General features: G+C 68.9%; 24 protein-coding genes. 3 read left to right on the forward strand and 21 right to left on the reverse strand.

Features of this window, described 5'->3' with window-relative positions; all coding sequences use genetic code 11:
• Positions 1-7: 7 nt before the first annotated feature.
• From H284_RS0114090 to H284_RS0114100, 3 genes are read right to left on the reverse strand one after another with little or no spacing between them, the layout of a single operon-like run.
• The gene (locus tag H284_RS0114090) at positions 8-1,165 is read right to left on the reverse strand and encodes a glycosyltransferase (RefSeq protein ID WP_020076752.1); all 1,158 of its coding nucleotides are present in this window, start codon (positions 1,163-1,165) and stop codon (positions 8-10) included.
• Positions 1,162-5,883: a PKD domain-containing protein gene (locus tag H284_RS0114095; RefSeq protein ID WP_020076753.1), complete on the reverse strand. Its 4,722-nt coding sequence runs from the start codon at positions 5,881-5,883 to the stop codon at positions 1,162-1,164. The genes H284_RS0114090 and H284_RS0114095 overlap by 4 nt, the downstream gene beginning before the upstream one ends.
• 59 nt (positions 5,884-5,942) lie before the next feature.
• On the reverse strand, positions 5,943-7,460 hold the full coding sequence (locus tag H284_RS0114100) for a sugar transferase (protein ID WP_020076754.1): 1,518 nt from the start codon (positions 7,458-7,460) through the stop codon (positions 5,943-5,945).
• A 405-nt stretch (positions 7,461-7,865) separates the two neighbouring features.
• Between H284_RS0114100 and H284_RS0114105 the strand changes: the two genes are divergently transcribed.
• Positions 7,866-8,585, forward strand: a complete 720-nt coding sequence (locus tag H284_RS0114105; protein ID WP_081630419.1) for an SOS response-associated peptidase — start codon at positions 7,866-7,868, stop codon at positions 8,583-8,585.
• Between the two features lie 11 nt (positions 8,586-8,596).
• The gene (locus H284_RS0114110) at positions 8,597-9,157 is read left to right on the forward strand and encodes a hypothetical protein (RefSeq protein WP_020076756.1); all 561 of its coding nucleotides are present in this window, start codon (positions 8,597-8,599) and stop codon (positions 9,155-9,157) included.
• On the opposite strand, the gene H284_RS0114115 is transcribed toward H284_RS0114110, so the two are convergent.
• The 9 genes from H284_RS0114115 to mgrA all read right to left on the reverse strand — a co-directional run bounded on the left by H284_RS0114115 (position 9,138) and on the right by mgrA (position 16,034).
• Positions 9,138-10,709, reverse strand: a complete 1,572-nt coding sequence (locus H284_RS0114115; protein WP_020076757.1) for a glycosyltransferase family protein — start codon at positions 10,707-10,709, stop codon at positions 9,138-9,140. The genes H284_RS0114110 and H284_RS0114115 overlap by 20 nt on opposite strands.
• A 301-nt stretch (positions 10,710-11,010) precedes the next feature.
• Positions 11,011-11,364, reverse strand: coding sequence for a hypothetical protein (locus H284_RS0114120; RefSeq protein WP_020076758.1), 354 nt, complete (start codon positions 11,362-11,364; stop codon positions 11,011-11,013).
• On the reverse strand, positions 11,361-11,732 hold the full coding sequence (locus H284_RS0114125; protein ID WP_020076759.1) for a hypothetical protein: 372 nt from the start codon (positions 11,730-11,732) through the stop codon (positions 11,361-11,363). Before H284_RS0114125 ends, H284_RS0114120 begins: the two co-directional genes overlap by 4 nt.
• A 21-nt stretch (positions 11,733-11,753) precedes the next feature.
• Positions 11,754-12,995: a hypothetical protein gene (locus H284_RS0114130; protein WP_231371241.1), complete on the reverse strand. Its 1,242-nt coding sequence runs from the start codon at positions 12,993-12,995 to the stop codon at positions 11,754-11,756.
• Positions 12,992-13,285: a hypothetical protein gene (locus H284_RS0114135; protein ID WP_018192181.1), complete on the reverse strand. Its 294-nt coding sequence runs from the start codon at positions 13,283-13,285 to the stop codon at positions 12,992-12,994. The genes H284_RS0114130 and H284_RS0114135 overlap by 4 nt, the downstream gene beginning before the upstream one ends.
• 188 nt (positions 13,286-13,473) lie before the next feature.
• Positions 13,474-13,767, reverse strand: a complete 294-nt coding sequence (locus H284_RS0114140; RefSeq protein ID WP_018192180.1) for a hypothetical protein — start codon at positions 13,765-13,767, stop codon at positions 13,474-13,476.
• 228 nt (positions 13,768-13,995) lie between these two features.
• Positions 13,996-14,442, reverse strand: coding sequence for a hypothetical protein (locus H284_RS0114145; RefSeq protein WP_133638918.1), 447 nt, complete (start codon positions 14,440-14,442; stop codon positions 13,996-13,998).
• On the reverse strand, positions 14,439-14,924 hold the full coding sequence (locus H284_RS21205; protein WP_231371242.1) for a hypothetical protein: 486 nt from the start codon (positions 14,922-14,924) through the stop codon (positions 14,439-14,441). Before H284_RS21205 ends, H284_RS0114145 begins: the two co-directional genes overlap by 4 nt.
• A gap of 72 nt (positions 14,925-14,996) precedes the next feature.
• The gene (gene mgrA / locus H284_RS0114155; RefSeq protein ID WP_020076762.1) at positions 14,997-16,034 is read right to left on the reverse strand and encodes an L-glyceraldehyde 3-phosphate reductase; all 1,038 of its coding nucleotides are present in this window, start codon (positions 16,032-16,034) and stop codon (positions 14,997-14,999) included.
• 131 nt (positions 16,035-16,165) lie between these two features.
• On the opposite strand from mgrA, the gene H284_RS0114160 reads away from it, so the two are divergent.
• Positions 16,166-16,393: a hypothetical protein gene (locus H284_RS0114160; protein WP_231371243.1), complete on the forward strand. Its 228-nt coding sequence runs from the start codon at positions 16,166-16,168 to the stop codon at positions 16,391-16,393.
• 78 nt (positions 16,394-16,471) lie between these two features.
• Here H284_RS0114160 and H284_RS21080 read toward each other — a convergent pair whose 3' ends face one another.
• The 9 genes from H284_RS21080 to H284_RS0114205 form a co-directional block, all read right to left on the reverse strand.
• Positions 16,472-16,630, reverse strand: a complete 159-nt coding sequence (locus tag H284_RS21080) for a hypothetical protein (protein WP_020076764.1) — start codon at positions 16,628-16,630, stop codon at positions 16,472-16,474.
• Between the two features lie 96 nt (positions 16,631-16,726).
• Entirely contained in the window at positions 16,727-17,758 is a 1,032-nt protein-coding gene (locus H284_RS0114170; RefSeq protein WP_020076765.1) for an SIS domain-containing protein, read from the reverse strand.
• Positions 17,759-17,813: 55 nt separating this feature from the next.
• Positions 17,814-18,662: a carbohydrate ABC transporter permease gene (locus tag H284_RS0114175; RefSeq protein WP_018192173.1), complete on the reverse strand. Its 849-nt coding sequence runs from the start codon at positions 18,660-18,662 to the stop codon at positions 17,814-17,816.
• Positions 18,659-19,618: a carbohydrate ABC transporter permease gene (locus tag H284_RS0114180; protein ID WP_018192172.1), complete on the reverse strand. Its 960-nt coding sequence runs from the start codon at positions 19,616-19,618 to the stop codon at positions 18,659-18,661. The genes H284_RS0114175 and H284_RS0114180 overlap by 4 nt, the downstream gene beginning before the upstream one ends.
• Positions 19,615-20,916, reverse strand: a complete 1,302-nt coding sequence (locus tag H284_RS0114185) for an extracellular solute-binding protein (RefSeq protein WP_020076766.1) — start codon at positions 20,914-20,916, stop codon at positions 19,615-19,617. The genes H284_RS0114180 and H284_RS0114185 overlap by 4 nt, the downstream gene beginning before the upstream one ends.
• A complete protein-coding gene (locus tag H284_RS0114190; protein ID WP_020076767.1) occupies positions 20,913-21,851 on the reverse strand; it encodes an N-acetylglucosamine kinase in 939 nt (312 codons plus the stop codon). The genes H284_RS0114185 and H284_RS0114190 overlap by 4 nt, the downstream gene beginning before the upstream one ends.
• Before the next feature lie 208 nt (positions 21,852-22,059).
• The gene (locus tag H284_RS0114195) at positions 22,060-23,295 is read right to left on the reverse strand and encodes an ROK family transcriptional regulator (protein ID WP_020076768.1); all 1,236 of its coding nucleotides are present in this window, start codon (positions 23,293-23,295) and stop codon (positions 22,060-22,062) included.
• 120 nt (positions 23,296-23,415) lie between these two features.
• Complete coding sequence (locus H284_RS0114200) at positions 23,416-23,883, reverse strand: hypothetical protein (RefSeq protein WP_020076769.1); 468 nt, start codon at positions 23,881-23,883, stop codon at positions 23,416-23,418.
• A gap of 109 nt (positions 23,884-23,992) precedes the next feature.
• The gene (locus tag H284_RS0114205) at positions 23,993-24,607 is read right to left on the reverse strand and encodes a TetR/AcrR family transcriptional regulator (RefSeq protein WP_020076770.1); all 615 of its coding nucleotides are present in this window, start codon (positions 24,605-24,607) and stop codon (positions 23,993-23,995) included.
• Positions 24,608-24,620: the final 13 nt, after the last annotated feature.

Here is a 24,620-nt window from a genome sequence, read left to right on the forward strand (position 1 = left end):
CGCGTGATCAGTGCCGGGCGACGGCCCGGACGAGCTCCGCGATGCGCCGGCGGTACGACTCGGGGCTGTGCTTGCGCCGAGCGGTCTCGGCGTCGTCGTCGAGGAGCGGCGCCGACGCCTCCCACTCGACGATGGTGCGCTCGAGCGCGTCGGCCAGCGACGTCGCGTCGCCCGGCTCGACGGTGACCGTGGTGCGGTAGCCGTCGGTCGCCTCCAGGAGCCCGCTGGTCGCGCTGGCGATCACCGGACGTCCGCTCAGGATGCCCTCGACCGCGGTGTTGCCGAACGGCTCGTCGGCGACCGACGGCACGAGGACGACGTCACCCGTGCTCAGGAAGTCCCAGACGGACGGCTGGAAGCCGCGGAAGGAGACGCGCGACTGGAGGCGCTTGGCCTCCACCTTGTCGCGCAGGTCGCGCTCGTACCACTCGTAACCGGGGAAGACCGCGCCGACGAGGTCGAGGCGGGCGGGGATCCCGCGGGCGTCGAGCTCGGCGATCGCGTCGATGGCGACGTCGACGCCCTTGCGGGGCGAGAGACGCCCGATGTACGTGACCCGGAGGTCGCCGTCGAGCTCCGGGCGGGCCGGGCTACGGGTCTCGGGGCCCGGCACGGCGTTGTAGACGATATGGGTACGGCGACCGAGAGCCGGGAAGGCGCTCTCGAGCACGCCGACGCTGAAGCGGCTGTTCGCGATGACGCTCTCCGCCAGCAGCAGCGGCGCCGACAGGACGCGCTTGACCAGGCGGGATGCGGTGGCCTCGCCCTCGTGGACGTGCGCGACGACCGGCACGCGGGCCAGCCGGGCGAGCCCGATCCACAACGGGATGGTGACCGTGTTCACGTACACCGCCGCCGGCCGCTCACGGCGCAGCAGCGCGGAGCCGGACCGGATGCCGCGCACCGTCGTTGCGGCGAAGCGGAGGAAGCCCCGCGGCCGCAGGACGCTCTTGCGGAGGACGGGCGAGGCGCACAGCTCCACCCGTGCGCCCCTCCGCCGCAGTTCGGAGACGAGGGGGCCGTCACCGGGGACCGCCACCACGACGTCCCAGCCGTCGTCGACCAGCCCGCTCACGGACTCGAGGAGCACCCGGTCGGAGCCGTAAAGCTCCGAACCGGGGTGCGCCACGAGGATGGTGCGGCGAGCTCTGCTCGCTGCGCTCACGGGACCGGAACCACCGCGAAGTTGTCGAACCGGGTGGTGACGGGGATGTCGGTCGCGGTGCCCGAGAGGTAGGTGCGCAGCCCGGTCGAACCGGCCACCTGGAGGGCGGCGGTGCTGTCGGTGGCGCTGAGCATCCAGTTCGCGGGCTCGGTGCCGCCTGCCGCCCACACCTTGGCGCGGACGGTGGTCGGCGAGGTGCCGAACACCTGGACCCGCACCTTGAGCTGGTCGCCCGCGAGAGCGGTCAGCCCGGTGATGTTCGCGGCCTGGAGGGTGGTGGAGCCCTGCAGCAGCTGGAGCTGCACGGCGCCTCCCGCCTTCACCCAGACGCGGCCCTCGTAGTCCGTCGATCCGACCATGCGGCCGATCGCCGAGTAGTAGATGCCGCCGCCGGTCGCCGCCTTGTCGGCGGAGATGGTGACCGTGACATCCGACCGGGTCGAGGTGACCGAGTTGAGAAGTGCCGTCTTGGTGGTTCCCGCTGCCGCCACCTGCTGGCCGAGGCCGTTGGTGGTGTTGAAGTTGGCCGCGCCGCCCGAGAGCGTCCACGCCCCGCCGATGTCGGCGGTGCCCCATCCGCCGGCCGTCGTCCGCTCGAAGCCGTCCTGAGCGATCGCGTTGGGCGCCGGCGCGGTGGCCGTCACGGTCTTGGTGGCCGTGGCGGTCCCTCCGCGGTTGTCCGTCACCGTCAGCGTGATCGTGTAGGTGCCGGCCGCCGCGTAGGTGTGGCTGTCGGTGGCTCCGGTGCCGGTGGCGCCGTCACCGTACGCCCAGGCGTACGAGGCGATGGTGCCGTCCGGGTCGGCCGATGCGCTGCCGTTCACCGACACCTGCAGGTTGCTGGCCGTCGCCGTGAAGGAGGCGGTCGGCAGCTGGTTCGGCGGGACGGTGGTGGTGACCTGGTGCTGGACCTGGTTGGTCGCACCCTTGTCGTCCGTCACCGTCAGGGTCACGGTGAACGTGCCGGCCGCTGCGTAGGCGTGGGTCGTCGTCGCACCGGTTCCCGTCGCTCCGTCTCCGAAGTCCCAGGCGTAGGAGGCGATGGTGCCGTCAGCGTCGGTCGAGCCCGAGCCGTCGAACGATGCCGACAGGTTGGTCACCGACGAGGTGAACGCGGCCGCGGGCGGCTGGTTCGGCGGCGGAGCCTGCACGGTGATGTCGTGCTGGACGCTCGTCGGCGTTCCCTTGTCGTCCGTCACCGTCAGCTTCACCGTGAAGGTGCCCGCGGCGGCGTAGCTGTGGGTCGCGGTCGCGCCGGTCCCCGTCGCTCCGTCTCCGAAGTCCCAGGCGTAGGAGGCGATGGTGCCGTCCGGGTCGGACGAGCCGGATGCGTCGAACGAAGCGTTCAGGAAGGTCGCGTTCGAGGTGAAGGCGGCCACCGGGGGCTGGTTCGGCGGCGGCGCGGTGACGCCGACGTTCTGCGTCGTCGCGTTGGTCGCGCCCTGGTTGTCGGTCACCGTGAGCGTCACGGCGTAGACGCCGGTTCCGCTGTAGGTGTGCGACGCGGTCGCTCCCGTGCCGGTCGAGCCGTCACCGAAGTCCCAGGCGTACGAGGCGATGGTGCCGTCCGGGTCGGACGACGCCGACGCATCCACGTTCACCGTCAGCACCGAGGTGCTCTGGGTGAACGAGGCCACCGGGGTCTGGTTCGGCAGGGTGCCGGTCGTGGCCAGGCTGTAGTGGTTGGCCACATCCTGAGCCGACACGACCGTGGAGTACACCGCGGCCTCATCGAGCGTTCCGTTGAAGTACGGGCCGGTGGAACCCCAGGTGTTGTCGCCGCCGATGCGCCAGTATCCGTTGTAGGCCTGCGCGCCCGTCTGCGGGTTGGTGCCCACGAGCTGGCCGTCGATGTACAGCTTCATGCCGTCGGCGCCCTGCGAGGCGACCACCTGGTGCCACTGGTTGTTGTTCAGCGGATTCGGGGTGGTGATGGTGTTCGCCTGGCCGGTCCAGGTGCCGAACACGATCCGGCCGTCATCCTGCATGTAGACGTGACGGTCGTAGTTGCTCGACAGTCCGGTCTTGGCATCGCCGAAGCCGATCAGCTTCCCGCCCTTGGTGGTGCTGGTCTTGAACCAGACCTCCTCGGTGTAGGTGGTGGGGTTCGCGAACTGCTGGTTGCTGGTGACGATGCCGCCGTTCGAACCGTTGATGTTCGTGTTGAACTTCACCGCCTTGTCCGCGGTGCCCGGGAGGACACCGGACTGGTTCTTCGTGGTGGCCGTACCGGAGTACGTGCCGTTGTTCGTGTAGGCGTCGGCACTGTTGGCCGTCGATCCGCTGGTCTCGTCGAGACGCCAGAAGATGTCGGGGTTGCCGTTGTACACCGCGGCGCCGTAGGCGTCCGCCGGGGCCGGCGCCAGGGGCGACGGGCGTCCGGAGGCGACGTACTGGTTCACCACGGTGGTGCGGTCCAGCACGGTCGGGTAGATCGCGACCTGCCCGATGCTGCCGGCGAAGAAGTTGCTCGCCGGCTGGCTGGGCCAGCCTCCGATGTTGTCTCCGCCGACCCGCCAGTAGCCGGTGTAGCCCTGGCCGCTGGTCACGTCGGTGCGGGAGCCGGCCAGCTTGCCGTCGATGTACAGCCGCATGCCGTTGGCGCCGAGGGAGGCGGTCACCTGGTGCCACTGCCCGTCGTTGAGGCCGGCGGCACTGTTCAGTGTCTGGACCGATCCCGGGTAGACACCGAAGTAGATGCGTCCGCTGTTGTCCATGTAGACGTGACGGTCGTAGCTGCCGGAGGTGCCCGTGTTGGCGTTGCCGAACCCGATGATCTTGCCGCCGCTGGTGGATGTGGTGTTGAACCAGGCCGAGACGGTGAACGTGTCCGGTCCGGTGATCGCGGTGGGCGTCACGGCCAGGCTGGTGCTGCCGTTGAACGTGCTCGCCGTGACTCCGGAGATCGGTCCCGCGGCGCCCTGGGTGATCGCGGTCTCCTGCAGGTCGTTGAAGCCGATGTGGTCGAACGCGGTGGTGCCGCTCGCCTCATCCAGCGGCCAGTAGGCGGATGCGCCCGCCTGCTTCACCGAGTCGGAGTAGGGTCCGCCACTGCTGGTGGCCGCGACCGTGACCGCGTTCGTGTCACGCGATGTGGTGTTGTTGAACGGGTCGTAGACCTTGACGTGGTAGATCGGGTGACTGCCGGGCGTGAGGCCCTTGTCGGTGAATCCGATCATCGGCCGCGTGTAGAAGTTCGAGCGCACGGTCGTCTGGTAGACGGGCGTGGTGCCCGCGTCACGGTAGACCTTGTACGTCAGGTAGCCGTTGTCCATGTCGTAGGTGGCGGCGAAGCTGACGCGCACCTCTCCGGCGTTGAACGAAGCTGCCGTCGGTGTCAGCGGGATGCCCTGCGGGCCGACCTTGTTCGGTGCGGACGACGGGACGGCGAAGCGGGCGAGGCCCTGCTGTGCGATGCCGTTCACGGTCGGGAACTCGCCGCCGTAGACGACGTACTTGCTGTTGCCCGAGACGCTCCAGGTGGCCTGGCTCTGACCGGTGAAGGTGCCGACGGTCCACTTCGGGAACCAGTCGAGCAGCGACGGGGACGGCGTGCCGGCCCAGTTGTAGTAGCCGTACGGGTCAGCGGTGATGGTGCCGGTCGCGGCCTTGCTGAACGCGATCGAGTTGTAGAACGTCCACTGGGGGCTGGTCTGCGGGAAGCCGCCGATGTTGCCGCAGTAGTGCGGGTGGCCGGCGACGTAGAGCGGACCGTTGTCGCCCTGCGGGTAGATGGAGTACGTGTCACCGTGGCAGTCCTCGACCCAGTTGATCGACCCGGTGTTCGGGTCGGCCGAGAAGCTGCCCTCGAGGTTGCCGCCCTGGCCGAAGACGTAACCGGAGCCGTAGATCCGGTCGCTTGTGGCGTAGAGGGCGGTGATGCTCGCCTGGGTTCCCGCGTTGCGCACCGTCTGGTTCGCAGCGAACGGGAGGATGGCGGCGGTGCTGGCGTCCACCGCGGCAAGGCCGTAGTTGGCGACGCCGCCGATGTTCTGGAAGCGGCCGCCGACGATCAGCTTGGAGCCGTCCTTGGTCAGCGTCAGCGCATCCACCGGGGCGTCCGCGTTGGCCTGCCAGTTGAGGGTCGATCCGTCGGTGGCGCTCACCGCTCCGACGTACGCACGGGCGACGCCGTTGATGGTGGATGCGTCGCCGCCGGTGTAGACCACCGTGTTGGATGCCGCGACAGCGCGCGTCTGCGACTCCATGATCGGCTTGAACGCGCTGATGATCGTGTTCGTCGCGGTGGAGAAGGCGGCCAGGCGGTAGTAGCCCTTGCCGTCGATCGAGGTGAAGTCGCCCACCACGTAGATCCGGCTGCCGTCGGGCGATGCGGTGATGCCCAGCGCCTGCGCGTTCAGGTTCGGCGCGAACGGGAGGAGCGCGCCTGTCGTGATGTCGTACGCGAGGAGGTTGTTGCGGGGAACCTCGTTCGTCCCGGCCGGCGACCCTGCCGGACGGGCGGAGGTGAACTTGCCCGCAACATAGACCGTGTTGCCCACGACCGTCTGCGCCCATGCGACGCCGTTGATCTGCGGCGTCGGGAGCACGTCGTCGCTGACGGTGATCGGCGTCGCCGGGTTCGTCGGGTCGGGTGGGGCCGTGTCCGCTGCGGCGGGCTGCGCGATGGCGAGTCCGCCGAAGACCAGGCCGATGGCCGTGAGGACGGCGGTCAGGATGCCCAGTGAGCGAGAGCGTGGGCGTTGTGTTGTGCTCATGACAACCTCGGTGTCTTTCGGTCGGGGGAGGGAGCGAGGAGGTTGGGCGTGAGGGCGCATCAGTACGCCCCCACGGGATGTGTCAGCACCTTCACGGTGCGCCACATGATGACGAGGTCGCCGGTCAGCGACCAGTTCTCCACGTAGTAGAGGTCCAGGCGGACGCTCTCCTCCCAGGAGAGATCGGATCGACCGTTCACCTGCCACATCCCGGTGAGTCCCGGCTTGATGTAGAGGCGGCGGTGGACGTGGTTCTCGTAGCCCTCGACTTCGGCGGGCAGCGGCGGGCGCGGGCCCACCAGGCTCATGTCGCCGAGGAACACGTTGACCAGCTGCGGAAGCTCGTCGAGAGAGAACTTGCGCAGGTAGTGGCCGACGCGGGTCACGCGGGGGTCGTTCTTCATCTTGAAGAGCAGTCCCTGGCCGTCGTTCTTCTCCTGCAGGGCGGCGAGGCGGGCCTCGGCGTCGATGACCATGGAGCGGAACTTGTACATCGTGAAGCGCTCGCCGTTGCGGCCGACGCGCTCCTGCGCGAAGATGACCGGCCCGTTGTCGTCGAGCTTCACCAGCAGGGCGATCGCCAGGAAGAGCGGCGAGAGCAGCAGCAGTGCGAGGCCGGAGGCGAAGAAGTCGAAGGCGCGCTTCAGCACGTGCTTGCCGCCCTCGAACTGCGGGATCTCCACGTGGATGAGCGGAAGGCCCTCGACAGGACGGAAGTGGATGCGCGGACCCGCGACATCGGTGAGCGGCGAGGCGAGCACCAGCTCGGTCGCCGTGCCCTCCAGCTTCCACGCCAGCTTGCGGACGAAGTCCCCGCCACTGAGGGCGCGGCCGGCCACGATCACCGTGTCCGCGCCCAGCCGCGCCGCAGCGTCTGCGACCCCCGACAGGTCGGAGACGATCGGTACCTCACGCTCGGGGCCGGCGATCCGGCGCCGCATCTCGGCGTCCTTCTTCGCCCCCTTGCGCTTTCCTGTGTCGAGAGCGGCACCCACGACGTTGTAGGCCGCTCCCGACTTCTGGTGGATCTGGCGGACGACGTAGTCGACGTCGTCGAAGCGCCCGACCACGAGCGCACGCGAGAGGTAGTGGTCGAAGATGCGCTGGCGGATGAGCCAGTGGCGCCACAGCCAGCGCGAGAACAGGACGCCGGCGAGGCCGGCGGGCAGCGCGACGATGAAGTAGCCGCGCGCGATGTCGACCTTGGCGACGAGGAAGAGGATGGCCAGCAGGCCGAAGGTCGTCGCGGTCGCGGAGACGACGCGGCGGTATTCGGCGACGCCGAGCCCGACGACCCGCGCGTCGCGCGTGTGGTAGACGGAGAGCGTGAAGAGCCAGGTCGCGGCGATGATCAGCGACAGGTAGAGGTAGTCGATGTGGAACACCGACGTCGGCGCCGCCGCGTCGTCGAAGCCGAAGCGCACGAAGACCGCGCCGATCGTGGCGACCAGGATGATGGCCGTGTCGGTGGCGAGCAGACGGTAGCGGTAGAGGCGGGCCCAGTTGCGCTCGGAGCTCAGTCCGCGCAGCGCGCTGGGGGCGACCGGCGCGTGGAGGCGCGGGCGGATGACAGTCATGCCAGGACCTCCACGAGACGGCCCACCGGGGAGCCGACGGCGGCTGGGGGGAAACCGTGGTCTCGAACGGCTTCACCGCCGCCGACTCCGCTCAGGGGGTGACGGTCGTGGAATCGCGCGCGCCGAGCGCTCCCCGTTCGGATGGGGTTGAGTGCGGGAAGCGCTCGGCGTGGCGAAATCGGGTACACGTTTGTCACCTGCGGGTCGGGTTGGTGCATCTTCGGGTGGTGTGGACGATCGGAGTTCGGGTACCGTTAAGTGACTGTTCCTCACCTATCCACAAAAGTGAGAATACATCGTTTTCTCAGCTTCGCGTCACCCGCTTTTGGGGGTGAAAATTCCTCAACTTCGGTCGGCGAACATCCTTTCGGGTCACATGTCGGTCGTCGCGCCTAAGCTGGCGGCATGTGCGGCAGGTTCGCGATGGACGACAAGGTCAACGCCGAGATCACGGAATTCGTGGAGGCGACCGGTCGCCGGCCCGAGGAGTGGACGGCGAACTGGGAGGCCGACTACAACATCGCGCCGACCGACGACATCCCCGTCCTCATCGACTCCCCGAAGACTCGAGAGCTGCGGTTCGAGCGCGCGCACTGGTCGCTCGTGCCGTCCTGGTCCGACACCCTGAAGCTCAAGTTCCCGACGTTCAACGCCCGGGCGGAGGAGATCGCCGAGAAGTCGACGTGGAAGAAGCCGGTGCAGTCGCACCGCGCGATCGTCCTGGCGCGCGGCTACTACGAGTGGCAGGGGCCGAAGGGCAGCAAGACCCCGTTCTTCATCCGCTACCCGGAAGGCCGTCTGATGGGCTTCGCCGGGCTGTACTCGTGGTGGCGCGACCACAGCAAGGCCGACGACGACCCCGACCGCTGGGTGCTGACGGCCACGATCTTGACGTCGGACGCCGTGCAGACGCTCGCCGACATCCACGACCGCAACCCCGTCATCCTCCCCGAGGAGATGTGGCAGCACTGGATCGACCCGTCGATCGTCGGCGACCAGGCTCTCGTCGACGAAGCGGTCCGTGCGGGGGTCGCCGAGGCGGAGACCCTGCGGTTCGACCAGGTGGCTCCGTTCAAGACGTCCGACGACGGGCCGCAGCTCGTCCAGCCGGTCGACGCGGCCTGACGCGGCTCGCGATGGTGGAGTTGCGCGCAGTGGAGGCGGGCTGGCTCCCGGGCCGGCCGGACGACGGCTCCGACCAGTGCGCCCACGGCACGGTGTCGTTGACGGTCGGGGACCAGACGCTCGTGGACCCGTCCGATGGCGAGTTCACGCTGTCGGCCGCGGGGCTGTATCTGCTGCGCACCCTCGGCGACGATCACCGTGCCGGAGATGCTCTCACCGACGGGAACTTCCTCTTCCCCTGCTGTGGACACACCGTGTTCGAGTGCGCCGGCCGCTGCGTCGTCCTCGGCTGCCCCTCCGGTGTGGACGTGTCGGTGACGACGGACGGCGAGACGGTCACCCTCGCCCGCGAGGGCCGCACGGCCGCACTGACCCGTTTGCGCTGGCGTGAGGCGGTCCTCGCGTTCGTGGGGCAGGTGGAGGCGGTGTACTCCCGCTCCGTGCCCCGGGCCGCGCCTTCGGACGCCGCGGATGCCGCCGGGTGGAGGCTGTTCTGGGAGGAGTGGCACGCGCGCGTTCGCGCTGCCGCGGAGGAGGACGGCGGAGCGGGCGCTACCGGGTCAGCTCGATGATCGCGCTCCGGTGCGTCTCGATCCGGCGCCCGGTCTCTTCGAAGCCGAGCGACTCCAATTCGCCCAGCCCCCAGGTGTCTTCGACGCCTTCGATGTCCACCTCGATCAGCCACACCCGTTCGACGCCGTCGAACCGGCCGCGCTTCGCCGCCTGGTCGACCGAGTAGGCGCGGTCCGCCCACCAGGTGTTGCGGTCGTACGGCACGTGGAGCGTCAGATCCTTGAGGCCGCGGAAGCCGTCGGGGTAGGTGCGCATCGCCAGGCGGGGCCGCTGGGACGGCTTGGCCGACTCGTCGAACACGACGGCGTCGCCCGGCCCCGCGTTCGCGGCCATCGCCGCACTGACCTCCGCCCAGTCGCTGTCGTTCTTGGCGTACGGCCCGCGCTGGAGGGCGTAGACCGGCGCGCACAGCACCGCAAAGGCGATCGTGGCGGCCGCCGTCATCGCGACCGTCCGCCGCGCATCCCGCCCGAGCATGCGGCCGAGCACGAGGATGCCCTCGGCCACCAGGAGCGCGGCCGCGGGTGCGGCGAAGGTGGAGTAGCGCCCGGTGTACATCGGGAACGCCAGGTTCACGAGCAGCATCGTGCCGGTCGGCAGGAAGAGCCACGCAGCGCCGACGAGCCGGGTCGACACGGCGCGGGGTCCGGCCGGGGGTGGGAGCGCGGCGCCGGAGGTGCGTAACCGCCACGCGCGCCAGGCGGGCCACAGGGCGAGCCCGATGAGCGGCCACGCGGCCACCGCGACCCACGGCATCCCGAACCAGAGGAAGAAGTACCAGGTGGACGCCTCCTCCGGCGCACCGCTGAGGTAGGCGATCTGCCCGCGCTCGAGGTACGCGACGACCGCCAGCGGTGCGACGGAGAGCAGGGCCGCGCCGGCGGAGACGGCCCACCTCCGCAGCGTGGCCCGGGGGGCGCGGGCGAACAGCAGGATGGCGGCGTGCGCCACGAGGAGTGTCACCGAATAGAGGAAGAGGTACGCCGCGGCCGCCGTTGCGACCGCGTACAGCAGCCACGCGAGCCGTCGCGCGCCGGGCGCGAGCCGTCGGCCGCCGCCGTCGACCAGCCACACCAGCAGGAGGGTGAGCCAGGCGGCTGCCGCGGCCGTGAACGCGTACGAACGCGCCTCTTCGCCGGCGTAGGTGAGCCGCGGGAGCACGCAGGCGACGACGCCGGCGACCACCGCGGCCCGTGCTCCGCCCCGGCGCCCGGCGAGCAGCGTCACCGCCGCAACCGCGGCGCCGACCGCGAGCGCGCTCGGCAACCGCAGGGCGAACGCGCTCTCGCCGGCCAACCGGATCCAGCCGTGCATGAAGAGGTAGTAGACGCCGTGCACCGCATCCACGTGCAGCAGCATCCCGAACAGGCTCCCGAGCGGGCGCTTCGCCGAGAGCAGCGTGGCCGCCTCGTCGCCCCACAGCGACGGCACCCAGCTGAACGCGGCGCACAGGATGGTCGCGACGAGCCCTGCGGCGACCGCGATCGTCCACGGCCGGACCGCGCGCAGCGGCTGGCCGGCGCGGAGATCCGGTTCGACGAGGACGGTCATATCTACAGCTTCTAATCGCCGGACGAGTACCCCGCCCAGATAAGCAGACAACGCTGGGCGAACCCCGGGCGAGCACTTCGGAAACTCATAGCCGGCCCCGCCTGGATACGTGGAGTACCGGACCCCGGGCGTTCCAGCAGCTCACGCCGGGCGCCCGGGGTCCGCCCCACACACGCCGGGAAACGTCGGACGCCTCGGGGGCGCCGCCAGCACATCCAGCGTGCTCGCTGCCGACGCTAGGCCCTTCGGGCGCAGGCGGGCAGGGGATGACGGGGGTGGGATGCGGTGGTAATCGCTCTGTTCAGCGCCGACCGTTGTCGACGTCGTCCCGCCGGTTCTGGAGGAAGTCTTCGCGCTCGCGGGTGTGCTGTGCCGACAACTCGTCGAGTTCTTCTTCGAAGCCGGCGATCACGCGCGCGGCTTCTCGCACGTTCTCTTCGAATCCGTCGGAGACCCGTTGGAACTCCTCACGGAACCCCGGATCGTGGACGACGCCCTGCTGGGTGGCGAGGTTGTAGAAGTCCTCCTGCATACGGTTCATCTGCGTGCGGTAGGTCGTCACGTACTCCTCGGCCTGTTGCACCCGCTCGCGGGCCGTGCGCATGGCGTCGTCGTGTGCCTGCTCGAGCTCGCCGAGCGTCCTGTGGTCGGTCATGTGATGCTGTTCACCCCGTGGGCGTAGTCGAGCTCGGAGGTGATCCGGCCGACACCCTCTTCGACCTTCTTGGCGACGAGTCCTGCCAGCGCGGCGTTGCTGACCGTCACGCCCGCGGCGCGCCCGGCGAGCTCCACCGTGCCCGCCTCGACCGCGACCCAGCCGGCAGCCCGGATGGCGGTGTACCTCCCGTGCACCATGAGCGGCAGGACCGCGTTCAGCAGTCGCACAGCAGCATCGTTGACGAGCGCGTCGATGCCGCCCTGGATGCCTTCCACGACGTCCTGGATGCCGCTCGCCAGCCCTCCGATCAGGTCGCCGAGGTTCGCGCCGGCGAGATCGGCGCTGTTCCAATCCGTTTGGTACATCACGTCTTCCTTTCCGGGGGCCTAGTGCCCGAAGTAGCTCCGTGCCCACTGGGCGTCTTGTGCGTACGCGTTCTCGACGGCAGACCCGATGCCGGCCGCCAGTTGGTCCAGCAGGGTGAGGTGGTCGTCCACTCGCTGGTTCGCGGTGTCGACGGCGTGCTCGTCGATGTTGTTCTGCACCTGCAGCCGGTGGGTGGCGACACAGTTCTCGATGTCGCTCTCTCGGAGGAACGGGATCATCGCCACGGCGTCCTTCGCCTCGCGCAGACCGACCTCCATCTGAGCGGCGAGGCCGAGGTTCAGCGCTTTGATGTTGTTGAGCGGAGCCTGCATGTGGATGAACTCGGAGGCGAGGGCTGTGGCGGCGAGCGTGTCGACGAGCACCATCACTCCGGAGACCGCCATGCCATGGACCCCACCGATGTACGGATCTCGGAGCAGGCTCATGGTTCCGGCCATCGCCAGCGCTAGGGGGTGACGGAGATCCACGGGTAAGGCGAACAGCACGTTCTCGCTGATCTCGACGAAGTCTCGTCCCGAAACACCGGCGCCGATCACCTCACCGGACGTCGCGTCGAAGGAGAACCCGGTGGAGATGTTGTGGTAGTCGGGGAACCCGAGCCCTTTGATGCTCTTGACGTAGATTGCGGAGCCCGTGCCGTTGGCGATGGAGTTCCCGACCACGTCCCATTCGTTGATGAAATTACGGAGAGGGTTCTTGCCTTCGGCGATCTTCTTCAGAACCCAGGCCTTCGCCTGCGGCGACAGATGGTCCCAGGGGTCCGGGCCGTTGAACGTCGTGGACGACAAGTGCAGCTCGGCCGCCACAAACAGCGCCAGATACCCGCCGAGCGAATGTCCCACGGTCTCGAAGGTGGCTTCGGGATGCGCTTTGCCGAGCTGTGCGCGTACCTTCTGGGCATATTCGATCGCCTGCGTGGCCTGCGTACCCGACGCGATCTGACCACCGATCACCAGCTGAGCATCCGCGCCGATGTCGGCGCGATGACCCGGGTTGGTCCCGGCGTAGGAGATGTACACCTGCGAGTAGTCCGGCTTGCCGTTCACCACGGGAACCACGGTCATCGCCTGAAACCCGGTGACCGGGTCGCTCACCGGCGGCGGCGGGACAACCTCGAATTCCCTCTCAGGTCTGGCCGGAGGGCTGAAGCGCTTACCTGTGGCATAGGGCGAGTCTGTCCACAAGGGGTCTGCGCGGTAAGCCGCCTCCGCGATCGCAGCCGAATCTTCCGCCGTCGTCACTCGAGCACCTCCGATGTGCCGTCGCTGTAGGTGATGGGGACTGGAGAGGGTGTTGCGTGCGGGTCCGGGGGTGGCAGCGGATCCCCTCCCACCAGAGTCAGTCCCAGATCCTCTCGGTAATCTTTGCCCGCGATTGTGACGGTCGCGTACGCCGACCATGAACCCGCTCCGTTGAAGCTGCCTTCTTGGGTGTACCTGATGCGTTCCGTTTCGGGTCGGCCACTGATGAACAGGAGCGCTGCCTTCTTCTGATTCGCGAGGTTGGTCGCGGTCGAAGCCTGCTGGTTCATTACACTTCCTCCGAATATCGAGCATGACGTCAATGCGAAAACGACTGCTACGGCCACACTCACGCTCAAGAACAGGCGCGAGCGCCGACTCTTGGTACTCGTTTGCCCTGAAGCGAATGGCGGGTTGGTCCATAGGAGATCCGCGTTGTATGCCGCGTCCGCGATGGCAGCTGACCTTTCCGGCGTTGTCATCCCAAGACCTCCGAAGAGCCGTCGCTGTAGGTGACAGGGACCGGCGAGGGCGTCGACTCGGGGTCCGGAGCGGGGAGCGGGTCGCCTCCTACCATCTGTAGCCCGAGGTCTTCTTGATAGTTGTTGCCCGCTATGGTGACGATCGCATAGGCCGACCAGTAGCCCGCACCAGAAAAGCCGCCCTCTTCGGTGAATTCAATCCGTTGCGTCTCGGGTCGGTGACTGATGAATTTGAGCGCCGCCTCCTTCTGATTCGCAAGGTTCGTCGCTGTCGAAGCCTGCTGGTTCATTGCACTTCCTCCAAATAACGAGCACGACGTCAATGCGAAAACGACTGCTACGGCCACACTCACGCTCGTGAGTAGGCGCCTGCGTTGATCGTTTCGAGGTGGATTCTTCCTTCGGATATGAGTTCTCAAGGTCACACCTTCTCGAAAAGCGCTTGTCTTCGTAGCTGAGTCACCGGGCCCCCGCTCCCTTGTCGTATGTCAGCACTCCGCTTGTGACTTCATCGGCGGTCACCGCAATACCTCCGCGCTTCCGTCGCTATATGTGATGGCAACGGAGGCCGACGTGCCTGATCGCTTCACCGTCGGCATTGGTTCGCCGCCGTACGACCACTTCTCGAGCCCGAGGATTTCCTGGTATTCCAGGCAGTCGATCGTCACGACCGCGTTGACCGCCCACGAACCGCCGCCGCCGACCGCACCGTCCTGGGTGAACGTGATCGCTTCCACCCCCGGGTGAGTGGCGAGCAGTGCCAGGGCGACCGTCCCCTGGTTCGCGAGATTCGTCGCTCTTGTCGCCTCTCGAGTCGTTGCGCTTTCTCCGAATATCGAGCACGACGTCAACGCAAGAACGATCGCCGCAGTGAGACCCCGGCTCATCAAGAGTCGGGGGCGTTGACTGTTGCGGGGTGAACGTCGCGCCCCCACGGCCATAGTCGTCGCCTGGTAACTGGTCACAGAACGACCTCGGATGTGTCATCGCTGTAGTTGACGGTCACGTCTGTCGGAGCGGGAGCATCCGGATCGAACCGCGGCAGTGGATTCGACGAGGATGCGCGACGGTCGGGGCCGAGGATGGCGTCGTAGGTTCTGCCGTCGATTGTCACGATCGCGTTGGCCGCCCAAAATCCAGCACCGCCGACACTGCCCTCTTGGGTGAACGTGATCGACTCGACGGCGGGGTTGGGATAGTCGCTCAGGAAGGTGAGAGCCGCCTGCTTCTGATTCGCTCGCCCGTTTGCCTGCCCTTTCGCGCCCTCGTAGGACAACGAGCAAGCCGTCAGGAGGAGCCCGACGGCAACAAGACTGAGAGCGCCCGGCAGCCGCGCGCGCGACACTCTGAGCAGCGCAAGCCGACCGCCCGCGGCCGGGCGCCTCCGCTCGCGGCCGCTCTTCGATCCAGTGCGGCTGTGTACGGCAAGCATTCTGCCGCCTTCCATGAGTGACTCGTGTTCCTTGTCACGATATCTCAGGCGAAATTTCGCCGCTCATGGATGGCCGCAATTAGTGCATCACACCTCCCCGCGCCGCGCTCCCGCCCACAGGTCGACGCCGGCGTCGGTGGCGTGCTCGTCGATCTCCGCGAGCTCCTCCGGCGAGAACTCCAGGTTGCCCAGGGCCGCGACGTTCTGCTCCAGCTGGTCGACGCTGCTGGCGCCGATGACGAGAGAGGTCACGCGGTCGTCGCGCAGAGCCCAGGCGAGCGCCAGCTGCGCGAGGGTCTGCCCGCGCCGCTCCGCGATCCCGTTGAGCGCGCGCAGGCGTGCGACGGCGTCGTCGGTGAGCCAGTCGGAGTCGAAGGAGGTGCCCGCACTCGCCCGCGAACCCTCCGGGATGCCGTTCAGGTACTTACCGGTCAGCATGCCTTGCGCAAGCGCGGTGAAGCCGATGACGCCGACACCCAGCTCGCCGACGGTGTCGAGCAGCCCCTCGGTCTCGATCCAGCGGTTCAGCATCGAGTACGACGGCTGGTGGATGAGCAGGGGAGTGCCGAGGTCGCGCAGGATCTCGGCGGCGCGGCGGGTCTCCTCCGGTCCGTACGACGAGATGCCGACGTAGAGGGCCTTGCCGGACCGGACGGCGGTGTCCAGCGCCTGCATCGTCTCCTCCAGCGGCGTGGACGGGTCGGGCCGGTGCGAGTAGAAGATGTCGACGTAGTCGAGGCCGAGACGCTGCAGCGACTGGTCGAGGCTGGCCAGCATGTACTTGCGGCTTCCGCCGCCCTGGCCGTACGGGCCGGGCCACATGTCCCACCCGGCCTTGCTCGACACCACGATCTCGTCGCGGTACGGCCGGAGGTCCTCCGAGAGGATGCGGCCGAAGTTGATCTCGGCCGCGCCGTATGGCGGGCCGTAGTTGTTGGCCAGGTCGAAGTGGGTGATGCCCAGGTCGAAGGCGCGGCGGACGATGGCGCGCTGGGTCTCGAAGGGGCGGTCGTCGCCGAAGTTGTGCCACAGCCCGAGCGACAGGGCGGGCAGGTCGAGTCCGCTGCGTCCGGTGCGGCGGAAGATCATGTCGTCATAGCGGGAGGGGTTCGCAACGTAGGCCATGCATCCAGATTCGCGGACGCGGACCGTCGCTGTCCAACATCCCCTGCAGATCGGATCCATCGGCCGCGCTGCTCGATCGGGAGGGTGTCAACCCCTTGCCGCCCGCGATGAGCGCGGCGCTGGCTGGTGGCATGACCGATGAACTGACCCCCAGCGATGACGCGACCGCCGACGCGACCGCCCCCGGCCAGCCGCAGGGCGCTCCGGCGCCCACCGACACCCCGGTGCACGACCAGCCCACGGCGGCAGGCCAGGCACCTGCCGGCGGCGCACTGGACGGCGAGAACGAGCTCCCCGCCGACGACGAGACCGCCGACACCCTCCAGAACGACGCCCTCCTCGACGAAGAACAGCCCTGACCCGGCCCGCGCGCCCACAAACGGAAGCGGCGACCGCGCCGGAGGGCGCGGCCGCCGCTTCGCGGTCGGGAGACGGGATCAGGTCCGGCTCGCACCTCGTCTGAGCCACCCGACGATCGCGGTGATGACGAAGAACACCAGTCCGAGGATCGCCAGCCAGAGCAGGCCCTTGATGGCGAACCCGAGGATGGCGAGCACCGCCCAGATCACCAGCAGAATAATGATGAGAGCTATCATGCCTTCATCTGACTCCGGTCCGGGCGTCTCGTCAACGTTGCCGGGCGGGCCTTGCGGCGCGGCCGGGTTCGTGGCAAGACGCGCGAGGATCGGCCGTCACCGTACCGGCAGCTTGGTGTCGTCCTGGTGGTACAGGAACTCCTCCAGCGGGTACGGCTTGTGCTCGATCGCGGCCGCGATCGCCAGCTGAGCGACCACCGTCTCGACGATCGCGCGCTCGAACACCCCGAGGCCCGCGGGCAGCGGGACGACGGTGAGGTTCGCGTGCCCGGCGGCCGGGATCGTCGCGGGATCGGCCGCCGTCACCAACACGACGGGCACGCCCGCATCGAGAACCGACGATGGGATGCTCACCTCCCGGCCGTCGCCGAAGACCACGAGGGCGTCGTCGTCCGACAGCACCTCCATCGGCCCGTGCAGGTACTGGAACGTCTCGAAGGCGGCGCTCGGCGTGCGGAGCCCCTCGCGGACCATCAGCGACAGCTCGGCGGCGGCGGTCAGCGACGCACCGCGCCCCACGACGTCGATGGTCTTCGCTGCGGCGAGCACGCGCCCGACGGTCGCGGACGCCTCGGCGTAGTCACGCAACACGTCGGCCACCCGGCCCGGGATGCGGTCAGCCTCGGCCGCACCCTCGTACACCCCGACATGGTCGAGGAGCAGGGCGTAGGCCAGGATGGTCGCCGTGAAGCCGCTGGTGTACACCGGCGAGTCGGGGAACCCGCCCAGGCCGAGAACCGCATCCACCTCGTCTCTGATCGGCTGATCGGGGAAGTTGCTGATGCCGATCCGCGTCCCGGCGGCGAGCTTACGGGCGGCCGCCAGGGGCTCGGGGCTGCGGCCCGACTCGGAGACGACGATGTTGTGGTCGGCGCGCACCACGGCGAGCCCGTCGGCGAGGTCGGAGGCGACGACGCCGGACGCCGGGTGCCCGGCGCCCGCGAGGGCGGCGACGAGCGCGTGCGATGAATTGAGCGACGCGCCCATGGCGACGACGGCGGCGCTGTCGCCCGCCTCCCAGCGGGGGAGGCCGGCGCTCGCGAGGTCGCGCAGGACGGTCTCCCGCGCGCGGGCGAGGTTCTCGGGCTGAGCGCGCATGGCGTCGACGAACGAGGCTGTGGGTTCCATGGAAGTCCTTCTGTCGGTGGTCGGAGGAATGGGGTCGCTGGGGTCGCGAGGCGGTTCAGCCCTTGACGGCGCCGGCGGCCATGCCGCTGACGACGTACCGCTGGAAGATGAGGGCGACGACGATGGGCGGCAGGGCCGCGAGGATGCCGCCCGCCGCCACCAGCCCGAAGTCGGTCGTGTATCGGCCGGCGAACTCGCTGATGGCCACCGGCAGGGTCTTCGCCGCGTTCGACGAGGTGAAGATCAGCGCGTACATGAACTCGTCCCAGGCCAGCAGGAACGCGAACATGATGGCCGCGAAGATGCCCGGTCGGGCGGCCGGAAGCACCACGCGGAACAGGGCGCCCAACCGGGAGGCACCGTCGATGCGCGCCGCCTCCTCCAGCTCCTCCGGAATGGTCAGGAAGTAGTTGCTGAGGATCCAGAGCACGAACGGCACCACCAGCGAGCAGTCCACGATGATGAGCCCGATCACCGAGTCCAGCAGCCCGAGCGAGTTCAGGATGAGGTACAGCGGGATCAGCAGCGCGATCTGCGGCAGCATGTACGTCGCCAGGAACAGGATGAGCACCGCCTGCCGGAAGCGGAACCGCAGCCGGGCGAACGCGTACGCGCCCAGGATCCCGACGATCATCGACACGGCGACCGTGCCGACGGCGACGATCGTCGTGTTCGCCAGCGCCGCCCGGAACGTCGCGCCGACGCTCTCGGCGCCGCCGCGGAAGATCAGCTCGTACCGGCTCCAGTCGAGCGTGTCCGGGATCCACTGCAGCGGGGTGGAGATGAGGATGCGCTGCGGCGTGACGCTGGCGATCACCATCCACCCGAAGGGCAGCAGGATCACCACGGCGACGACCAGTGCGGCCAGGTGGATGAGGATCGAGTTGCGGGTCGCGCGTTTCACAGCAGGCTCATCTCGGATCGGCGCAGCATGCGCAGGTAGACGAAGGTCAGCACCAGGATGACCAGCACGATGATGTACGAGAGCGCCGCTCCGACGCCGAAGTTCTGGTCCGAGAACGCGGTCGTGTAGGCGTAGTAGGCGACGGTCTGCGTACCGTTCACCGGGCCGCCGCGCGTCATCGCGTAGATGATGTCGAACACCTTGAACGCCTCCACTGTGCGCAGCACCAGCACGATCGAGATGGACGGCACGAGCATCGGGAGCACGATCGTGCGGAAGATGCGCGGCCAGCTGGCGCGGTCCATCTTCGCCGCCTCGTACAGCTCGTTCGGGATGGACGTCAGCCCGGCGAGCAGGAAGAACGCCACCAGCGGGGTCGTCTTCCAGACGTCCGCGACGATCACCATGTTGAGGGCGAGGGTCGGGTCGCCGAGCCAGGCCTGGTACTGGTCGATGATCCCGAGCTGGGTGAGGGCCGCGTTGAGCGCGCCGTACTGCGCGTTGAAGATGCCCTTCCACATCGCCGCGTTGACGATGGTGGGGATCGCCCAGGGGATGATCACCACGGCCCGGAACAGCCACCGCGCCCGCAGCTTGGCGTTGAGGAGGCCGGCGACGATGAGTCCGAGGACGAGCTCCAGCGCCGTGGAGACGAGGGTGAAGTACAGCGTCCGCCCCATCGCCGCCCAGAAGCCGGGAGCGGTGAGGACGTCGATGTAGTTCTGCAGACCGACGAACGGGGTGTCGGTCGCCAGGGCCGAGTTCACCTCGAAGAACGAGATGAGGAGCGTGCGGAGGATCGGGTAGACGATCACCCCGAACACCGCGACCGCGGCCGGCAGCAGCAGCCAGAAGGCGAGCCGCCCCTGGTTGTCGCGCCTGCGGCGGTCGCGGCGCCCGCGCGTGGTGGGCGCGCGCCGTTCCGTCTCGACTCCGGCGACCGACACGCCGCTCATCCGAGGGTCTCGTTCGCGGACTTCACCGCGTCGTCGAGGGCCTGCTGCGGCGACTTCTTGCCGAGCAGCGCGTTCTGCAGCTCGACCTGGATCGCCTGGGAGACGGTGTTGTAGTTCGGCACCGGCGGGCGCAGGATCATCGAGTCGTAGGCCTTTCCGGCCGCCGCGAAGACCTCCGGGTTGGTCTTGGTGATGTCCGGCTTGGTGTAGCTCGACTTCCAGTTCGTCATCGAGCTCTTGACGTACTTGTCCTGCACTGCCTCGCTGGTCATGTACTCGATGAACTTCCACGCGGCGAGCTGGTGCTTCGACTTCGCACCGATCGCCAGCGCCATGGATCCGTTCACGCCCGGGTTCTCGCCGTTCGGGCCCGCGGGCGGTGGGGTGACGGCGATCTGGCCGACGACCTTCGAGATCGACGGGTCGTTCTGGTCGCGGAAGGTGGACTCCCAGTTGAGTTCCATGGCGGTCTTGCCCGCGGCCATGGACTTGTCGGTGTCGTCCTCGAGGAACGTGGTCGACGCCGGGTCGGTGAGCCCCTCATCCAGCGACTTCTTCATGAATTCGAGCGCCTGCACGCCCGCGCCCTTGTTGATGGAGAGCTTGCCGCTGGAGTCGGTGAACTGGCCGCCGTAGGCGCCGAGCAGTTCGGCGTAGTCGCAGACGAGCGCCTCGGCCTGCGACCAGCTCCAAGCGATCGGGTACTGGACGACGCCCGCATCCTTCAGCTTCTTCGCCACGGCGAGGACGCCGTCCCACGTCTTCACGTCGTCCGCGGTGGCGCCGACCTTCGCGAGCATGTCCTTGTTGTAGAAGAACAGCTTGGTCGACGGACCCCACGGGACGCCGTAATACTTGCCCTTGTACTCGGCGCTGGAGAGCGCGCCGCCGAGCATGTCGCTCTTCCACGAGTCGGGGAACCGCTTCGTGACGTCGGTGATGATGTTCTTGGAGGCGAACTCGGCCGGCCAGATCACGTCCAGGTGCACGACGTCGTAGGTGCCGGCGGGCGCAGAGGTGACGATCTTGTCATGGAGCGCCTCGTACGCCACGAAGGTCGGCTTGACCGTGATCTTGGGGTTCTTCTCCTCGAACGCCTTGATCATCGCGTTGACGTCGGACTCCGAGTAGCCGGCCTGCTTCATGAACAGCGCATTGATCGTGCCGGTGCCGTCGCCTTCGCCTCCCGACGAGGTCCCAGCGCCCGTCACGCTGCACGCGCTCAGGGCGAGCGCCGCCGTCGCCGCGAGCGCGAGGCCCGCGAGCGTGCGGTGACGCCCGGTGGATGTGATTCTCATGACTTCCTCCGTGATGGTGTGGGTGGTGCCAAGGGGGCGACGGGGGCCGCCTCCGTGAGCCGCCGGGCGAGCGCGAGCGCGCCGCGCACCGGAGGGACATCCAGCAGGTGGATGGAGTGGGTGAGCCCGCGGGCGCGCAGGCGCTCGCCGAGGGCGTCGAAGAGCCGGGGCTGATGGCTGACAACGCCGCCCGCGCAGACGACATCGGTGCCGGCGGCGCCGCGGCGGTGGACCAGCTCGACGCTGCGGGCGAGCTCGTCGGCGGCCGCGTCGATGACACGCGCCGCCCGGATGCTGCCGGCGTCGGCCGCGGCGAAGACGAGGGGAGCGGCCGCACCCCAGACGGTGACGCGTGGGTGGACGGTCAGCGCGTTGGAGAGGCCGACGATCTCCTCCACGCCGAAGTGTGCGTAGAGCGCGTCGGCCAGGGCGTCGCGCGGCTCGCCCTCGTCGACGGCCTCGAACAGGGAGCGGACGGCGTCGCGCACCAGCGCGGGCGCGCTGCCCGGGTCGTTGAGGATGTAGCCGTAGCCTCCCGCGCTCACCAGCGTCCCGTCGGCTCGGCGGCCGACGACCTTGCTGCCGGTGCCCGCGATGACGGCGATGGCCTCGTCGTATCCGGCGGCGGGGCCGACCAGCTCGACGTCGTTGACCGCGAGAGCGGGGCCGTCGTGGAGTTCGGCGAGCGTCTCGGAGAAGGCCAGGGTCTGGCCCTCGCTGTCGAGCCCGTGCGCGCCGACCACCAGGGGAGCGGAGGCGGCGCCGTCGACATCGTCGAGGAGTGCGAGGAGTCCACGCACGTTCTGCTCCGAGTGGAGGTCGCCGCCGTGCTGCCAGTCGGCGGTCTGCACCGACCGGTCGAGGAGCACGGCGCCGGCGTCGTCCTCGACGCACACGTGCGTCTTGGTGCCGCCGATGTCGATTCCGACGATCACGTCTGCTCCTCTGCGTCGCTGTAGGGATCACTTCTTCTTTCCTATCGGAGTGAGAAGAAGTTGACGCCAAACCTAAGCGACGCTGCGCGCCCCCGTCAATACCCGCACCCCCCGCGTGCCCAGGTCAGGTTCGAGATTTGGCGCAAATCGTGGTTATGAGGGCCGCATAACGGAGATTTGGCGCAAATCTCGGCGACGGTCGGGAGGGTCAGAAGGCGAGGTAGGCGAAGCCGTTGACCTCGGCGGCGGCGAGCTCGGCCGCGCCCAGCAGCACCGCATCCTCTCGGTGGGTGGCCGGCTCGATGCGCGGCACCCGGATGATGCGGCCGCGCAGCCGCTCCTGGATGCCCGGGATGACCGTGTCGGAGCTGCCGACGAAACTGCTCCCCACCACCACCAGCTCCGGGTCGAGCACGATCACGAGGGCCGCCACCGCGATGGCCACCATGTCGAGGATCTCGTCCGCGAGCTCCTGCGCGTCGGCGTTGCCGTCCCGGGCCAGCTCGAACACGTCCTCGGCCGTCAGCGACCCGCCGTCCGGGATGGGGATGCCGCGCTCGCGTGCCCGCTGGGTGAGCGCGAGCGATCCGATGCGATCCTCCAGGTCGCCGCGCGCGTCGTACGAACGCCCGAGCGAGGACCGCTCCATCAGCAGGTAGCCGATCTCGCCCGCCTCCGCGCGGGCACCGCGGTGCAGTTCGCCGTTCGCCACGATCCCGGCGCCGAGGCCGTTCTCGAGGAACAGCGCGACCAGGCTCGAAAGGCCGCGACCCGCACCGGTGTGGAGTTCGCCGAAGGCCAGCGCGTTCGCGTCGTTCTCCACTACGACCGGCAGGTTCGTCCTCTGTCGGAGGAGCGTGCCGAACGGAACGCCCGTCCAGCCGAACTCCGGCATCGTGCCGACGACGCCATCCGGCTGTTGCACGACCCCCGGCACGGCGATCCCGACGGCGAGGCAGGGCGTGCCCATCGAGTCGGCCGTCGCGATCAGGTCGTCGAACAGCCGGAACACCTTGCGCAGCTGGCGCTCCTGGTCGGTCGCGCGTTCGGGCGATTCCGCGTCGGCCCCCGCCGGGTCGCCCGCCTGCCGCGCGCCGAGCGGAACCGAGCGCCGGAACACGATCTTGCCGTCGAAGTCCACAAGGATGCCGGTCACCGTCTCGGCGCGGAGCTGGATCGCGGCGACTAGGCGGGAACTGCCGGCGTATCGCAGGAGCACGGACGGCCGGCCGCCGGTCGACGGCTCCTGGCCGGCGGCGACGACGAGCCCGTCCTCGATGAGGGACGCCGTCAGCCGGTTGATGGTCGCCGGGCTCAGGCCCGTCTTGGCGCCGAGCTGCTGCCGGGACAGCGCGCCGGATTCGCGGAGGGCCTCGATGATGGCCGTCTGGTTGACGCGGGCCAGCGTGCTGGTGGTCGCTGTCGCGCGCGTCCGTTTGGCCACCGGCGCCTCCTCATCCCCAGTCCGAGTCGCGGCCGCCCAGCGCGGCCAGAGCAAACTTTACTATCGCAGTGGATGGATCTGGCTAGCGCGATGACCGCATCGGGCGCGTCCCGCTCGCGGTCAGCATCCGACGTGGCCGCGGAGCGAAATGCCGCCGCCCATCAGGCCCGCGTCCTGGAGTGCTTTCGAGATATGGTCCGACAGCACGCCCGAGAGCATCTCGGCTTCGCTCTCGCCGCGGTCCTTCTCGACCTGACGCTCCTCGACTCCCAGCTCGTCCAGCGAGACGGGCTCTGCCTCCCAGTTCGTGGAGAGAAGGAGTTTCCGGGCCGCCGCGATGCGCTCGTCCGTCTGAGCGTCCGCGGTCGCCTCGTCGCGCTCGACCGCGACCTGCACGCAGCCGGGCGCGGTGCTGCCGTCGCTGAGCAGGAACGTGCGGTGCACGTCGAGGTCGTACGTGACCGCCGGTGCGCTTCGGGTCGGGCTCGGCGTCGGTGGAGCGATCGAGGTGGCGGCGACGGACCGCTGGTCGAGATCGGCGCATCCGGCGAGCGCTGTCGCGATCCCGAGTGTGGTTGCGATCGTCACGGCTATCGCCGCACATCCCCGCTGTCGTCGGTACATCCGTCTCCCCCTTCGGGCCCGTCGGGCCGTTCCCCGCGGGTCAGCATAGCGCTGGGCCGCTCGCTCTTCGGCCTCAGGCGTCGGCGCCGAATCCGCGCGCGAGGACATCGAACAGCGCGCCTACCCGCGCCCGCTGGGCCGCGGCGACGTCGTCGGCCGGCTCGCCCGCGATCAGCCGCCGAGCCGCATCCACGAGGAGCACCGCATAGCCTCCGACGAACATCGCGGCGAACAGGGCTGCGTCGCCGTCGAAAGCGGGATCCGCCTCGAGTTCGGTTGCGAGCCCCTGCTGCAATTCGCCGGCGAGCTCGCGGGCGCGGGCGACCAGTGCGGGGGAGCCGCCGACAGTGCGGAAGAACGGAACGGAGCGCGCGTCGAGGCCGGAGAGGGGATGACGCTCGTCGAGCAGCCGCAGTGTCGCCCCCCTCAGCGAGGCCAGCACGCCGGTGCCCTCCGCGCGGTCCCGGACGGCGGTGCGCAGGAGGTCTTCGGCGTCGGCCGAGCGGTCGAGGTAGAGGTCCTCCTTGCGGGGGAAGTGCTTGAACACGGTCACGCTGGACACGCCGGCCTCGCGGGCGACGTCGGCCACGGTCACGGCGTCGAAGCCGCGTTCAGCGAAGAGCCCGGAGGCGATTCCGGCGATGCGGGCACGCGTCTGCGGGCCGCCGCGCTCGCTGGTTCTGGGCATGCGGGCGTCGTCC

The sequence above is a fragment of the Cryocola sp. 340MFSha3.1 genome (genome assembly GCF_000383315.1).
In the GTDB taxonomy this organism is placed as follows: Bacteria; Actinomycetota; Actinomycetes; order Actinomycetales; family Microbacteriaceae; genus Leifsonia.